This is a genomic window from Azospirillum sp. FG154, assembly GCF_057809575.1.
Genome location: NZ_JBMDKF010000007.1, coordinates 75,712 through 88,859 on the forward strand (window position 1 = coordinate 75,712; position 13,148 = coordinate 88,859).

General features: G+C 63.2%; 14 protein-coding genes. 6 read left to right on the forward strand and 8 right to left on the reverse strand.

All coding sequences use genetic code 11. The annotated features are described in order from the left end of the window. Positions 1-18: 18 nt before the first annotated feature. From ACODS4_RS10395 to ACODS4_RS10415, 5 genes are all read left to right on the forward strand, one after another. Positions 19-1,098, forward strand: coding sequence for an electron transfer flavoprotein subunit alpha/FixB family protein (locus tag ACODS4_RS10395; RefSeq protein ID WP_488863302.1), 1,080 nt, complete (start codon positions 19-21; stop codon positions 1,096-1,098). A 28-nt stretch (positions 1,099-1,126) separates the two neighbouring features. Next, positions 1,127-2,428 (forward strand): FAD-dependent monooxygenase, encoded by a 1,302-nt coding sequence (locus ACODS4_RS10400; protein ID WP_488863304.1) that lies wholly within the window; start codon positions 1,127-1,129, stop codon positions 2,426-2,428. Next, the gene (locus ACODS4_RS10405) at positions 2,425-2,727 is read left to right on the forward strand and encodes a ferredoxin family protein (RefSeq protein WP_420796906.1); all 303 of its coding nucleotides are present in this window, start codon (positions 2,425-2,427) and stop codon (positions 2,725-2,727) included. The genes ACODS4_RS10400 and ACODS4_RS10405 overlap by 4 nt, the downstream gene beginning before the upstream one ends. 186 nt (positions 2,728-2,913) lie before the next feature. Further along, positions 2,914-3,420, forward strand: coding sequence for a DUF4405 domain-containing protein (locus tag ACODS4_RS10410; RefSeq protein WP_488863306.1), 507 nt, complete (start codon positions 2,914-2,916; stop codon positions 3,418-3,420). A gap of 138 nt (positions 3,421-3,558) precedes the next feature. Continuing rightward, positions 3,559-3,858, forward strand: coding sequence for a hypothetical protein (locus tag ACODS4_RS10415; RefSeq protein WP_488863308.1), 300 nt, complete (start codon positions 3,559-3,561; stop codon positions 3,856-3,858). A gap of 58 nt (positions 3,859-3,916) precedes the next feature. On the opposite strand, the gene rarD is transcribed toward ACODS4_RS10415, so the two are convergent. Beyond that, positions 3,917-4,837: an EamA family transporter RarD gene (gene rarD / locus ACODS4_RS10420; RefSeq protein WP_488863309.1), complete on the reverse strand. Its 921-nt coding sequence runs from the start codon at positions 4,835-4,837 to the stop codon at positions 3,917-3,919. Between the two features lie 501 nt (positions 4,838-5,338). Here rarD and ACODS4_RS10425 point away from each other — a divergent pair. Then, complete coding sequence (locus tag ACODS4_RS10425) at positions 5,339-6,952, forward strand: alkaline phosphatase family protein (protein WP_488863311.1); 1,614 nt, start codon at positions 5,339-5,341, stop codon at positions 6,950-6,952. 196 nt (positions 6,953-7,148) lie between these two features. Here ACODS4_RS10425 and grxD read toward each other — a convergent pair whose 3' ends face one another. From grxD to ACODS4_RS10460, 7 genes are all read right to left on the reverse strand, one after another. Further along, positions 7,149-7,490, reverse strand: a complete 342-nt coding sequence (grxD, locus tag ACODS4_RS10430) for a Grx4 family monothiol glutaredoxin (RefSeq protein ID WP_488863313.1) — start codon at positions 7,488-7,490, stop codon at positions 7,149-7,151. 80 nt (positions 7,491-7,570) lie between these two features. Further along, positions 7,571-7,810, reverse strand: coding sequence for a BolA family protein (locus tag ACODS4_RS10435; RefSeq protein ID WP_119832183.1), 240 nt, complete (start codon positions 7,808-7,810; stop codon positions 7,571-7,573). Between the two features lie 58 nt (positions 7,811-7,868). Next, a complete protein-coding gene (locus ACODS4_RS10440; protein ID WP_488863315.1) occupies positions 7,869-8,483 on the reverse strand; it encodes a hypothetical protein in 615 nt (204 codons plus the stop codon). After that, positions 8,464-8,670, reverse strand: coding sequence for a hypothetical protein (locus ACODS4_RS10445; RefSeq protein WP_488863317.1), 207 nt, complete (start codon positions 8,668-8,670; stop codon positions 8,464-8,466). The genes ACODS4_RS10440 and ACODS4_RS10445 overlap by 20 nt, the downstream gene beginning before the upstream one ends. A 12-nt stretch (positions 8,671-8,682) precedes the next feature. Then, entirely contained in the window at positions 8,683-10,917 is a 2,235-nt protein-coding gene (gene purL, locus ACODS4_RS10450; RefSeq protein ID WP_488863610.1) for a phosphoribosylformylglycinamidine synthase subunit PurL, read from the reverse strand. A 14-nt stretch (positions 10,918-10,931) separates the two neighbouring features. Next, positions 10,932-11,621, reverse strand: coding sequence for a phosphoribosylformylglycinamidine synthase subunit PurQ (purQ, locus tag ACODS4_RS10455; protein ID WP_488863318.1), 690 nt, complete (start codon positions 11,619-11,621; stop codon positions 10,932-10,934). A 131-nt stretch (positions 11,622-11,752) separates the two neighbouring features. After that, a complete protein-coding gene (locus tag ACODS4_RS10460; RefSeq protein WP_488863320.1) occupies positions 11,753-12,979 on the reverse strand; it encodes an ammonium transporter in 1,227 nt (408 codons plus the stop codon). Positions 12,980-13,148 lie beyond the last annotated feature (169 nt).

Here is a 13,148-nt window from a genome sequence, read left to right on the forward strand (position 1 = left end):
CGCGCCGGAGACCCGACGATGAGCGAACCGAGCAAGCCCCAAGGCCGCAAATTCCAACTGCCCGAGCACCTCAAGGTCTACCAGAATGTCTGGGTGATCGTGGAGCAGGAGCGGGGAATCGTCCATTCCGTGTCGTTGGAGCTGTTGGGCGAAGCCCGCAAGCTGGCCGACAAGCTGGGCGTCGAGGTCGGCGCCGTGGTGCTGGGGGCCGAAGGACCGGACCTGAACCGCATCTGCGGCGACGCCATCAGCTATGGCGCCGACATTGTCTACAAGGTGACGGACCCGGTTCTGGCCGATTACCGCACCGATCCCTATTGCCGGGTGATGACCGACGTGGTCAACGCCTTCAAGCCGGAAATCGTCCTGCTGGGCGCCACCACGCTGGGCCGCGATCTGGCCGGGGCGATCGCCACCACGCTGGTGACGGGGTTGACCGCCGATTGCACCGAACTCGACATTTATCTGGACAACCGCTCGCTGGCGGCGACGCGCCCGACCTTTGGCGGGACGCTGCTCTGCACCATCCAAACGCTGGCCTACCGCCCGCAGATGGCGACCGTTCGCCCCCGCGTGATGGCGATGCCGGAACGCGACGACAGCCGCACCGGGCGCGTTCAGGAGGTTTACCCGAACCTTCAGGAAGAGAGCGTCGTCACCAAGGTGCTGAACTTCATCGCCGATCGCGAACAGAACGAGGCGCAACTGGCCTTCGCCGACATCATCGTGTCCGGCGGCAAGGGGCTGGGCAAGGTCGAGAATCTGAAGCTCGTCTTCGATCTGGCCAAGGTTTTGGGCGGCGAGGTCGGCGTGACCCGTCCGTTGGTTCAGGCCGGATGGGCGGGCAACGACCGGCAGGTCGGGCAGACCGGCAAGACGGTGCGCCCGAAACTCTACATCGCCGCCGGAATCTCCGGGGCCATCCAGCATCGCGTCGGCATGGAAAAATCCGACCTGATCCTGGCGATCAACACCGATCCCAACGCGACGATTTTCGACTTCGCCCATCTGGGGCTGGTCGGCGACGCGCTGACGATCCTCCCGGCGCTGACCGACGCCTTCGGTCGCCGCCTGTCGGTCAACCGGATGGCCGGCTGACCCCCGGACGCGAAAGGAGCCTCAGGACATGGTCGAAAAGTTCGACGCCATCGTCATCGGTGCCGGTCCGTCCGGCAACGCCGCCACCTACACGCTCGCCAAGCAGGGGCTGAAGGTTCTTCAGCTTGAGCGTGGCGAGTATCCCGGCGCGAAGAACGTCCAGGGCGGCATCATGTACGCCCACGAGTTGGAAAAGATCATCCCGGATTTCCGCGACGATTGCCCGACCGAACGCCACATCATCGAACAGCGCATCTGGCTGCTGGGCGACGACAACTACATCGGCACCAATTACCGTTCGGAGGCGTACAACAGCGACGCGCCGAACCGCTACACCATCATCCGCGCCAACATCGACAAATGGTGGGCCGAGCGGATCCGCAAGGTCGGCGGCCTGCAAATCTGCGAAACCACGGTGACGGAACTGATCCGCGACGCCTCGGGCAAGGTGATCGGCGTGCGCACCGACCGCGAGGGCGGGGAGATTCACGCCGACGTCGTCATCATGGCCGACGGCGTCAACGCCCTGCTGGCCAAGCGCAGCGGCTTCCAGGGCGAGGCCGCGCCGGAAAACGTCGCGCTGGCGGTCAAGGAAATCCTGTTCATCGACCCCGAACTGATCCAGCAGCGCTTCGGAATCAAAGAGGACGAAGGCGTCGTCATCGAGATCATGGGCAAGGTGACGAAGGGGATGGTCGGCACCGCCTTCCTCTACACCAACAAGGAATCGCTGACGATCGGCATCGGCTGCCTGATCTCCGACTTCAAGGAGGGCGATTGCACGCCCTACAAGATGCTGGAGGATCTGAAGAACCACCCCGTCATCAAGCCGCTGATCGAAGGGGCGGAGATGAAGGAATACGCCGCCCACATGATCCCGGAGGGCGGGTTCAAGGCGATCCCGCAGCTTTACGGCGACGGCTGGATGGTGGTGGGCGACGCGGCGCATTTCAACAACGCGGCGCACCGCGAAGGCTCCAACCTCGCCATGGCCTCGGGCCGGATGGCGGCGGAAACGGTGATCGCGCTGAAAGAGGCGGGCAAGCCCTTCGTCGCCGGAAATCTCGCCGCTTACAAGAAGGCGCTGGATGAGAGCTTCATCATCAAGGATCTGAAGAAGTACCGCGAACTGCCGGGCATCATGCACGCCAACAAGCAGTTCTTCGGCGCCTACCCGGACGAAATCACCCAGGCGGCGCACAACTGGTTCACGGTGGACAGCGTCGACAAGCGCACGAAGGAGGTCAGCATCCTGAAATCCTTCGTCAAGCGCCGTTCGGTGTTCGGTCTGGTCGGTGACGCAATCAAGCTGGTGAGGGCGATGCGATGAACATGATGGTCCCGATGGTGAAGGTCGAAGAAAAGCTTTACCAGAACCGCTACATCGTCGACGAAAGCCGACCGCACATCCAGATCAAGGACGCGGACGTCTGCAAAAGCTGCGAGAAGCAGGCCTGCACCTTCTGCTGCCCGGCGGCCTGCTACAGCAAGAACGAGCTTGGCTCGGTCACGCTGGCGACCGACGGCTGCCTGGAATGCGGCACCTGCCGGGTGGTTTGCCAGGACAAGGGCAACATCGCCTGGGATTACCCGCGCGGCGGCTACGGCATCAGCTACAAGTTCGGCTGAGGGTGGAAAAATCCGACGCGCGGCCCCCCTCGCTCCGGCGTGGGGGGCCGCGCGCGTTTGACGAATCGTTGGTCCATCAATCCGTTACACGCTGTTGCACAATCGCCTGATGGTGGACATAACCCCGTTACAGACAGGGGCAATCCTGGGGGCGTCGCGTTTGATTCCCGTTCAGGACACCCCATCATGGCCATCGCGCTGAAAACCATCACCCGCAACGTCGTGACTCCGGTCACGATCGTCACCTTCGTCGTCTCCACCGTCACCGGAATCATGCTGCTGGGGCATTGGAACGCCGGGCTGGTCCGCTTTTCCCACGAATGGCTCAGCGTCGTCTTTTCGGCGGTTGGGCTGTGGCATCTGGCGAAGAACTGGAACGCCTTTGTCGGCTATCTGAAGCGCAACGCCGCCATCGCCGCCTTCGCCGTCAGCCTGTTGGCCTCGCTGGTCGTCACCGGCATGACCGGCAGCACAAGCCCGGTCAATCCCGGCGCGGTGTTCGGCGCGCTGTCCCGCGCCAGCTTGGAGGCGGCGGCCCCCGCCTTTGGCCTGACTCCGGTCGAGGCGGTCGGCAGGTTGAACGCCGCCAACATCGACGCGGTCGGCGGCGAGACTCTGGCGGCCATCGGCGCGCGTTCCGGCGTTGGCGCGGCGGGCGTCGCGTCGATCCTCGCCGCGCGCAAGACTCCGTAAGGCGCATGTCGTTGGTGACGGACCGTCCCCGCCCTCTTGCCGGGCGGGGGAGGGCCACACCATATCTCACAAGACACGCTGTGTGGACCAAGCGGGCGCGGCTTGGACGCGCCCCGGCCAACCAAGGGGAGACCGGCGATGGATCTGCGCGTTTGCTTTGAAAACATGGCCAGCGTCAACGTCAACGACGCGGCGATGATGAAGCACTACACCCAAAGCTATTTGGCGGATTTCACCCCGGAATGGGGCGGCTTCATCATGCTGCCGCACGACGAGACCCGCCGGGCGACGATGGAACCGGCGTGGCAGGTGCTGATCCGCGACGCCTCGGCCAAGACCGAACAGGCGCTGCTCAGCTATCTGGACGACAACCCGATGGCCGCCTATCACGTCCACGTCTACCGCAACGACCACGGCGCGGCGCAGAAGATTCATTGAGGCGCGGCGGTTCCCCTGTTCCTTCCCGACGATTGAGGGCGGGAACAGGGGGCGTCTCTCATCCCGCCGCCGCCGCCTTGGCTGCCCGGTGGGTGCTGAAGGCGTCGGCGGAAAACACCATCAACGCCACCCAGATGCAGGCGAAGGCGATGGCGTGCGCGTTGGTGAAGGCCTCGCCATAGACCAGCACGCCCAACAACAGTTGGCCGGTCGGGCCGACATATTGCAGCAAACCGACGGTGGACAGCTTCAGCCGCGCCGCGCCGATCATGAACAGCACCAGCGGCACGGCGGTCATCGGCCCGGCCAGCATCAGCAGCAGGCTGGGGCCGACCGCATGGCCAAAGGATCCGCTCCACCCCATCGACAGCAGATAGACCAGCGCGACCGGGGCCAACAGCAGGGTTTCCACCAGAAGCCCGATCACCGGGTCAATCGCCGCCTTCTTGCGGATCAGCGCGTAAAAACCAAAGGAGATCGCCAGCGACAGCGCCACCCATGGCACCACGCCATAGGACAGAACCAGGCTGCCCACCCCCAGCGCGGCGATGGCGACGGCGGCGAGCTGGTTGCGGTTTAACCGTTCGCCCAGAAACAGCACGCCAAGCAGCACGTTGATGAGCGGGTTGATGTAATAGCCCAGGCTCGATTCGACCAGACGGTTGTTGCCGATCGCCCAAATGAAGACGGTCCAGTTGATCGTGACCAGCAGGGTGGTGACGACGAAGATCCCCAAGCGCCGCCAACTGCCGACGCCGCGCACCACCGCCATCGGCCCCCGGATCGCCAGCACGGCCACCCCGACCAGGACAACGGTCCACACCACGCGGTGCGCGACGATCTCCACCGGCCCGATGCCGCCCAACAGTTTGAAATAGACCGGATTGACCAGTCCCCAAATCACAAAGGACCCCAGAGCCGCCGCAAACGCCGTGGCCGTGGAGGTCTCGCCCGCCGGGGCGGAGGAAGGATTCGCCATACGGTTCGTTTAGCACACAATTTGGGCAGCCGAGCAGCGGGGCGATGGCATGGCGGGTGTGCAGGAGGAGTATGCGGCGATGAAAAATCAGTAGCGAAACATATATTAAATTCTCGTTTTGTATAATTTCCGACACGGCGTGAGTCTTTTGAGGGAATATTTGAAGAAAGATGAATCTTTTAAATTGTCAAAAACCATGCATAAAATCCCATTAGAAAATTACTGGAGAGGGTTGGTGAATAAATTAAGAGCGCCAGCACTGCAAAATTATTGTCTATTATGACTATAATCTCGAAATTCATCTTAAATAAAATCATGACCAAATTGCACACCATAAAATATTGTAAAACAGATATGGAAATCATGTAAAAAGTAATTTCACCGAATTCAATAAAGTGTTTTATATAAAATAAATACATTAAAGAACGATTTTCTGAGATTTATCATTCTACGACGTGTTGAAGCCCTCAAAAAAGGAGTTTGGCGTCAATGAACCCCGTCATGCCGCACATTGAACATGTCGTTTTCCTGATGCTGGAAAACCGATCCTTCGACAACCTGTTGGGCTGGCTGTACCAAGGCGAGGATCGCCCCAAGCACATCATCGCCGCGCCTCACAAAAAGGACGAACCGTTCCACGGGCTGAAACCGGACACCTATTTCAACCATCATCCCAAGGATCACGCCCGGCATTACGTCAAACAGGGGGCAAGTCATTACAATTCGCCCAGAACCGACCCCCATGAACCCCACCAGCACGTCAACATTCAACTGTTCGACCTGCCGGAGAACTCCACGGAACAGCCCGAGCACGGGAAACCCGCGACTATGGGCGGATTCCTGAAGGATTACTATTATTCCCACACCGGCCCCTTGGCCCCCGCTTGTGACGAGCCTGATCCGGTGGGTTTCCTGGCCAAGCACCTGAGCAAGCCAATGACGTATGAGCCGTCGTTGGAGATCATGGAGGCCTTTACACCGCAGCAATTGCCCGTAATCAACGGATTGGCCAAGGCCTATGCGGTTTCCGACCAATGGTTCAGCTCCGTGCCGACCCAGACCATGGCGAACCGGGCCTTTTCCGTTTGCGGAACGTCCCTGGCGCCGCTGAACGGTGAGCTTACGGAGCTGGTGGACAATCATGGCCTGGTGTTCGGTCTGGTGCCGGGACGATACCACGCCCGCACGATCTGGCAGACATTGTCAGACAACGGCTACAAAAAACCCTCTGATTGGATGATCTATTACCATTCGGTGGAAGTGAAGAAATTCTGCTTGACCCAAAACGCGTTCAAGATTCCCGACCATCACGAACACGTCGCCCCCATTGAGCATTTCTTCAAGGCCGCCAAACACGGACGCTTGCCGTCTTTTTCATATCTGGAACCAGCCTGGTACGATGTTCTGCCGCCATACACCAACGGCAACTCCTATCATCCGCCGTCGAATGTGCTGCCGGGCGAAGTGTTCCTGAAAAAGCTTTACGACGCCCTGACCCACAACCCCGATCAATGGCGCAAGACGTTGCTCATCATCACCTTTGACGAGCATGGCGGCACCTATGACCATGTGCCGCCGCCTTGGGGGGCGGTGCCGCCATGGGGCTTCGGCAAGCCCCCGCACGCCCTTGAAGAGAATTTTGGGTTCGACCGCTTCGGGGTGCGGGTGCCGACCCTGCTGATTTCACCGTGGATTGACGAGGCGACGGTGTTCCGGTCCACCACCGACATGCCCTACGACCACACGTCGTTGATCGCCACCATCTTGAAATGGAAAGGCATCCCCAAGGAATCCTGGAACATGGGGGAGCGGGTCAATCACGCTCCGACCTTTGAAGGGGTGCTGACCCGCTCCACGCCGCGCGCCGACCATCCGAAAATTGAGATGTCGGCCGATGAACTGGCGCATCTCACCGCGTTCGAGGCGCGCGAGCATCACCTGATAACGCCGATGCACCTGAAATTGCTGCCCTTCGTGCTGCATCATGCCAGCGGCGGAACCCTGGACGGGGATGAACTTCTCCAAACCATGGCGGATCTCTTGAAGGAGTCGCAAACCGCGCCTGACCTGATCGCCCGGGTCAAGGAGTTCGCCGCCCGCCACGGCAACGGCTGAGGCCATGTCTCGGTGATCGGCGACGATCACCGAGTCCCCCTGACGGCGAACAGACGTTTCCGTGTGGCAAGCCTTTGCAACAACGGGATTGTCATGCGGAGTCCCGAACTCATCTCCACAACCGTCCCATGCCTCCAACAAAAAAGCGCCAACCCAAGGGCTGGCGCTTTTCTGTTTCGGACGGAAATCCAACGAATCAGGCGTTGACGCCCGTCGCGACGCCCTTTTCCGTCAGCAGGCTTTGCAACTCGCCGCTTTCGTACATTTCGCGGACGATGTCGCAGCCGCCGACCAGCTCGCCCTTGACGTAGAGCTGGGGGAAGGTCGGCCAGTTGGAGAATTCCTTCAGGCCCTGGCGCAGGCCCGGATCCTCCAGGATGTTGATGCCCTTGAAGGGGACGCCCACATGGCTCAGCACCTGGACGACGGCGGCGGAGAAGCCGCATTGCGGGAACACCGGGGTGCCCTTCATGTAGAGAACCACGTCGCTGCTGCCGAGGTCCTGCTTGATGCGTTCGACGACGTTCTGATCGACCATGTCTGAAAACCCTTTCCCGATGATGCCCGGCCCCGGTCTTTGAGTGTGCCGAAGGCGCGGGCGTCTGTCTCGTGGTTGTTTTAGGCGTTGTCCGGCACGGCGGTGGTCAGGGCCAGCGCGTGCAACTCGCCGCCCATCCGGCCTTGCAGCGCGGCGTAGACCATCTGGTGCTGCTGCACCCGGCTTTTGCCCTTGAAGGCCGCCGAGGTGACAAGGGCGGCGTAATGGTCGCCATCGCCGCGCAGATCGGCGATTTCAACCGCCGCGTCGGGGATGCCGTCCTTGATGAGCTTTTCGATCGTGGCGGCTTCCATCGCCATGGGAAATCCTCGCTCTGTTCAGGGTTCGCCCCGCCCGGGCTTACGCATGGACAGTAATCTAGGGCGACGCAGGCGGTTTGTCATCGGTTGTCGGATGATCGCGCGTGGTTCCGGCGGATGCCGACTTGGTCGAAGCGTGGGACGTTGGGGCGTCGTGCCGGGCGATCATCCCGGCCATCGTTTGAGCGGCCAGAGGACCGCCCACCGCGACAACGGCGAGCAACCCGGCAATCCAGGAATTGCCATACAACCCAAGCGCGATGCAGCCGCTTAACCCAAGCGCGGCCAACCCAGCGCTGAGCAATTGCCCTCGGTTTCGGCGCAGTTCGCTGCCACGCACAACAGCGGCTTCGATTTCAAAGCGATGACGTCGCTGCTCGTCGGCGGCTCGCATCAAGTAGGACGCAGTTCCGGGAGCGGCGGACTCGTAACCTCGGAAATCATCGACCGGGGGTAGCATCGCCACGTTGATCTGAACGCTCAGATCGTTGGCGTTGCCCGCCTGATGAATGCGCAGAGGAAGGCGACCGACGAAATCCGGCAAACCGCCGTCTGACCAATCCACATCCATGCGGTCGATGCGGACATCTTCGACATCCTGGCGCGAGGTCCGAGGCTTGTCCGTTGGCTTGCGGACTGGGCGCTTGCCCTCGTCACCGTCGCGCGTCGTCATACTCATCCATCGCCTTGCGCAGATCCCGACCGACGGCGTGCATGTCGGACACCAACGCCAAGGCGTCGGTGTCCTGGTAGAGCGGGCGGTTGGGCGCCGCCGGTTCGATGGGGAGGACCATGGACGCGCCTTCCAGATAATCCCGCAACGTCGGATGACGGTGGATCCAGCGAAGAACTGCGTTCATGGTCCGTCTCCCTTACAACTCCGCCGACATGTAGTTCGGCAGCCACGATTCATTGACCGACTTAATAGCCTTCAAGGATATCGTCTCGCCCCCCAGCCCCGTCAAGGAATCACCGCGCGTCTCGCCCAGCACCGTGACCGGGACGCCCGCCGCCTTGGCCTTCTCCTGCACCGTCGCCGCCACGTCCGGGCGGACGGCCAGCACGTAGCGGGCCTGGTCCTCGCCGAACAGGGCGCGGGGGTGGGCGTTGTCCAGGGCGGGCAGATGGGCGCCGATTCCGCTCGCCAGCGCCATTTCGGCGATGGTGACGATCAGGCCGCCGTCGGCCACGTCGTGGCTCGACGCCACCAGGCCGGCGTGGATCAGGCCGCGCACGAACTCGCCGTTGCGACGCTCCACCGCCAGATCGACCGGCGGGGGCGGGCCTTCTTCGCGGCCCAGGATCTCGCGCAGGAACAGCGACTGGCCGAGGTGGCCGCCCCCAGAACCGGTGGTGTCGCCAACGGCGAGGATCACGTCGCCTTCCTGTTGGAAGGCGATGCCGACCGCGATCATGGCGTCGGGCAGGGCGCCGACGGCGCCGATGGCCGGGGTGGGCAGGATCGCTTCGCCGTTCGTCTCGTTGTAGAGCGAGACGTTGCCCGACACGACCGGGAAATCCAGAGCGACGCAGGCCTGGGCGATGCCCTGAACCGCGCCGACGAACTGGCCCATGATGCGGGGCTTTTCCGGGTTGCCGAAATTCATGTTGTCGGTGATGGCGAGCGGCAGGGCGCCGACCGCCGACAGGTTGCGCCACGCCTCGGCCACCGCCTGCGCGCCGCCGCGCACCGGATCGGCCAGGCAATAGCGCGGGGTGCAGTCGGTGGTGATCGCCACCGCCTTGGTCTGGCCCGGCAGGCGGACGACCGCCGCGTCGGCTTGACCCGACATGAAGCGGGTGTCGCCGCCGACGAGGCTGTCATACTGCTCCCAAATCCAGCGCTTGGAGGCCAGATCGGGGCAGGCGAACAGCTTTTCCAGGGCGTCGCCGAGCGGCAGGCTGTAGCCGTCGAACACGCTGTCCGGCACCTCGTCCGCCGCCGGGGTCGGTTCCCACGGGCGGTCATACTCTGGCGCGGCGTTCGACACCGGGGCGATGGGCATGTCGCACCAGGTCTCGCCATACATCTTGATGACGAGGTTGCCGCTGTCGGTCAGCGTGCCGATGATGGCGAAATCCAGCTCCCACTTGTCGAAGATCGCGCGCGCCACCTCTTCCCGACCGGGCTTGAGGATGAACAGCATGCGCTCCTGGCTTTCGGAGAGCATGATTTCATAGGGCGTCATCGCCTCTTCGCGCATCGGCAGGCTGTCGAGCGTCAACTCGATGCCCAGACCGCCCTTGCCGGCCATCTCGACCGCCGAGGAGGTCAGACCGGCGGCGCCCATGTCCTGAATCGCGACGACCGCGTCGGTCGCCATCAGCTCCAGGCAGGCCTCGATCAGCAGCTTTTCGGTGAAGGGGTCGCCAACCTGCACGGTCGGGCGCTTCTCCTCCGAATCCTCGGTGAACTCGGCGGACGCCATGGTGGCGCCGTGGATGCCGTCGCGGCCCGTCTTGGAGCCGACATAGACCACCGAATTGCCGACGCCCGCCGCCGCCGAATAGAAAATCCGGTCGGCCTTGGCGACGCCGACGGTCATGGCGTTGACCAGGATGTTGCCGTTGTAGGCGGCGTGGAAATTGGTCTCGCCGCCCACGGTGGGGACGCCGACGCAATTGCCGTAGCCGCCGATGCCCGACACCACGCCCGCCACCAGATGGCGGGTCTTGGGGTGGGAGGGATCGCCGAAGCGCAGCGCGTTCATGTTGGCGATGGGCCGGGCGCCCATGGTGAACACGTCGCGCAGAATGCCGCCGACGCCGGTCGCGGCGCCCTGGTAGGGTTCGATGTAGGACGGGTGGTTGTGGCTTTCCATCTTGAAGATGACGGTGTCGCCGTCGCCGATGTCCACGACGCCCGCGTTCTCGCCGGGGCCGCAGATGACCTGCGGGCCGGTGGTGGGCAGCGTCTTCAGCCAGCGCTTGGAGGATTTGTAGGAGCAATGCTCCGACCACATGACCGAGATGATGCCCATCTCGGTGAAGGTCGGAACGCGTCCCAGAATCTCCAGCGCGTTCTTGTACTCCGCCTCGGACAGGCCGAACTCGCGGGCCAGCTCCAGGGTGACGGGGCGCTCTTGCGCGCGGGTTGCCTGGGCCAATTTTTGGTTTGCGCTCACGACAGAGCCTCCACCAGACCATCAAACATCGGCTTGCCGTCGGTGTTGCCGTGCAGGCCCTCCACCGCGTCCTCGGGGTGCGGCATCAGGCCCAGCACGGTGCGCTTGGCGTTGAAAATGCCGGCGATGTCGGACACCGAACCGTTGGGGTTGCCGCGCGGATCCGCGCGGGCCTCGTCCGCGACGTAGCGGAAGGCGACTTGCCCCTCGCCGTCCAGCCGCTTGACCGTTTCGGCGTCGGTCCAGTAATTGCCGTCGCCGTGGGCGACCGGGTAGCGCACGATCTGGCCCTTGGCGTATTTCGCCGTGAAGGCGCTGTCGGTGTTCTCCACCCGCAGATGCTGGACGCGGCAAACGAACTTCAGGGCGCCGTTGCGCATCAGCGCGCCGGGCAACAGCCCGGCTTCGGTGATGATCTGGAAGCCGTTGCAGACGCCAAGCACCCGCACGCCTTGATCGGCCCGCGCCTTCACCTCGCGCATGATCGGCGAGTGCGCCGCCATGGCGCCGGAGCGCAGGTAATCGCCATAGGAAAAACCACCGGGCACGACGATCAGATCGACCTTGGGCAGTTCGGTGTCGCGGTGCCAGACCAGATACGGTTTGGTTCCGCTGGCGGCCTCCAGCGCGGCGACGGCGTCGCGTTCGCGGTTGGAGCCGGGGAAAACGACGATGGCGGCCTTCATGGGGCGGTCAAAATCCGGCATCAAGGGGGGAGATGTTCGGGCCGGACACTAAAGCCGCCGCCCCGCCAAAGCAAGGGCGGCGGTCCCCAAAAACACGCGATCCTCACATGCCGCCCCTCACATGCCGCCCCTCACATGCCGGGCGCGTCTTCCTCAGGGTAGGCGGTGATGTGGTGCAGCGACAGGTCGGCGCCCTTGTATTCCTGCTCCTGGTCCAGACGGATGCCGATGGTGGTTTTCAGCAGCCCATAGACGGCCAGCCCCGAGGCGAAGCCGAAGCCCGCCCCGCCCAGCGTGCCGACGACCTGCGCGGTCAGCGACACGCCGCCCAGACCGCCCAGCGCCTCTTGCCCAAAGACTCCCGCCAGCAGGCCGCCGGTCAGGCCACACAAGCCGTGCAGCGGCCAGACGCCCAGAACGTCGTCGATCTTCCAATCGATTTGGCACTTGTTGAAGGCCCAGACGAACAGCAGCCCGGCGATTCCGCCGGTGACGAGCGCGCCCAGCGGGTGCATGACGTCCGACCCGGCGCAGACGGCGACCAGACCGGCCAGCGCCCCGTTGTGGACGAAGCCCGGATCGGTGCGGCTGATGATGAGCGAGGTGAGGATGCCGCCGACCATAGCCATCAGGGAATTCAGCGCCACCAACCCGGACACGCCGTCAAGCGTTTGCGCGCTCATCACGTTGAAGCCGAACCAGCCGACGCACAGCACCCAGGCGCCCAGCGCCAGGAACGGGATGTTGGACGGCGGAATGGCGATCAGCGAGCCGTTCGCCCGGTAGCGTCCGCGCCGGTTGCCCAGATGCAGCACCGCGCCCAACGCCACCCAGCCGCCAAAGGCGTGGACCACCACCGACCCGGCGAAATCATGGAAGGGCTGGCCGAACGCCCCGGTCATCCAGGCTTGCAGGCCGAAGCGGGTTCCCCAGACGGATCCTTCCAGCAGCGGATAGAACAGGCCGATCAACGCGGCGGTGGCGGCCATCTGCGGCCAGAATTTGGCGCGCTCGGCGACGCCGCCCGACACGATGGCGGGGACGGCGGCGGCGAAGGTCGCCAGGAAGAAGAATTTGACCAGATCATAGCCATAGGCGGCGAAGCCGGGGCCGCCCTTGCCGACCAGCGTCTTGGCGTCCGCCAGGAAATCGACGCCATAGGCCACGCTGTAGCCGATGACGAAATAGGCCAGGGTCGACACGGCGAAGTCCGACAGAATCTTCACCAGCGCGTTGACCTGGTTCTTGCGGCGGACGGTCCCGACCTCCAGCAGGGCGAAACCGCAGTGCATCGCCAGCACCATCACCGCGCCCATCAGGACGAACAGAACGTCGCCACCCGTCTTTGCCGCTTCCATATGCACAAACCTTCAGCGTTATGCCTAAATATTGGGCAATCTGCTAACAGATTGTGCAATTCTGTGCAAGCGCGGAAGTGCCGCAGGCGTGGGCAATCATCACAAAAACAGCGCAAAAGGCGGGCGAACCCGGTGTGGGCTGCCCGTTCATTGCGCAAGAAAGATGCCA

Coding starts and splice junctions, on each gene's coding strand:
- ACODS4_RS10395 (WP_488863302.1), top strand. CDS start 19: ATGAGCGAACCGAGCAAGCCCCAAGGCCGCAAATTCCAACTGCCCGAG.
- ACODS4_RS10400 (WP_488863304.1), top strand. CDS start 1,127: ATGGTCGAAAAGTTCGACGCCATCGTCATCGGTGCCGGTCCGTCCGGC.
- ACODS4_RS10405 (WP_420796906.1), top strand. CDS start 2,425: ATGAACATGATGGTCCCGATGGTGAAGGTCGAAGAAAAGCTTTACCAG.
- ACODS4_RS10410 (WP_488863306.1), top strand. CDS start 2,914: ATGGCCATCGCGCTGAAAACCATCACCCGCAACGTCGTGACTCCGGTC.
- ACODS4_RS10415 (WP_488863308.1), top strand. CDS start 3,559: ATGGATCTGCGCGTTTGCTTTGAAAACATGGCCAGCGTCAACGTCAAC.
- rarD (WP_488863309.1), bottom strand. CDS start 4,837: ATGGCGAATCCTTCCTCCGCCCCGGCGGGCGAGACCTCCACGGCCACG.
- ACODS4_RS10425 (WP_488863311.1), top strand. CDS start 5,339: ATGCCGCACATTGAACATGTCGTTTTCCTGATGCTGGAAAACCGATCC.
- grxD (WP_488863313.1), bottom strand. CDS start 7,490: ATGGTCGATCAGAACGTCGTCGAACGCATCAAGCAGGACCTCGGCAGC.
- ACODS4_RS10435 (WP_119832183.1), bottom strand. CDS start 7,810: ATGGCGATGGAAGCCGCCACGATCGAAAAGCTCATCAAGGACGGCATC.
- ACODS4_RS10440 (WP_488863315.1), bottom strand. CDS start 8,483: ATGACGACGCGCGACGGTGACGAGGGCAAGCGCCCAGTCCGCAAGCCA.
- ACODS4_RS10445 (WP_488863317.1), bottom strand. CDS start 8,670: ATGAACGCAGTTCTTCGCTGGATCCACCGTCATCCGACGTTGCGGGAT.
- purQ (WP_488863318.1), bottom strand. CDS start 11,621: ATGAAGGCCGCCATCGTCGTTTTCCCCGGCTCCAACCGCGAACGCGAC.
- ACODS4_RS10460 (WP_488863320.1), bottom strand. CDS start 12,979: ATGGAAGCGGCAAAGACGGGTGGCGACGTTCTGTTCGTCCTGATGGGC.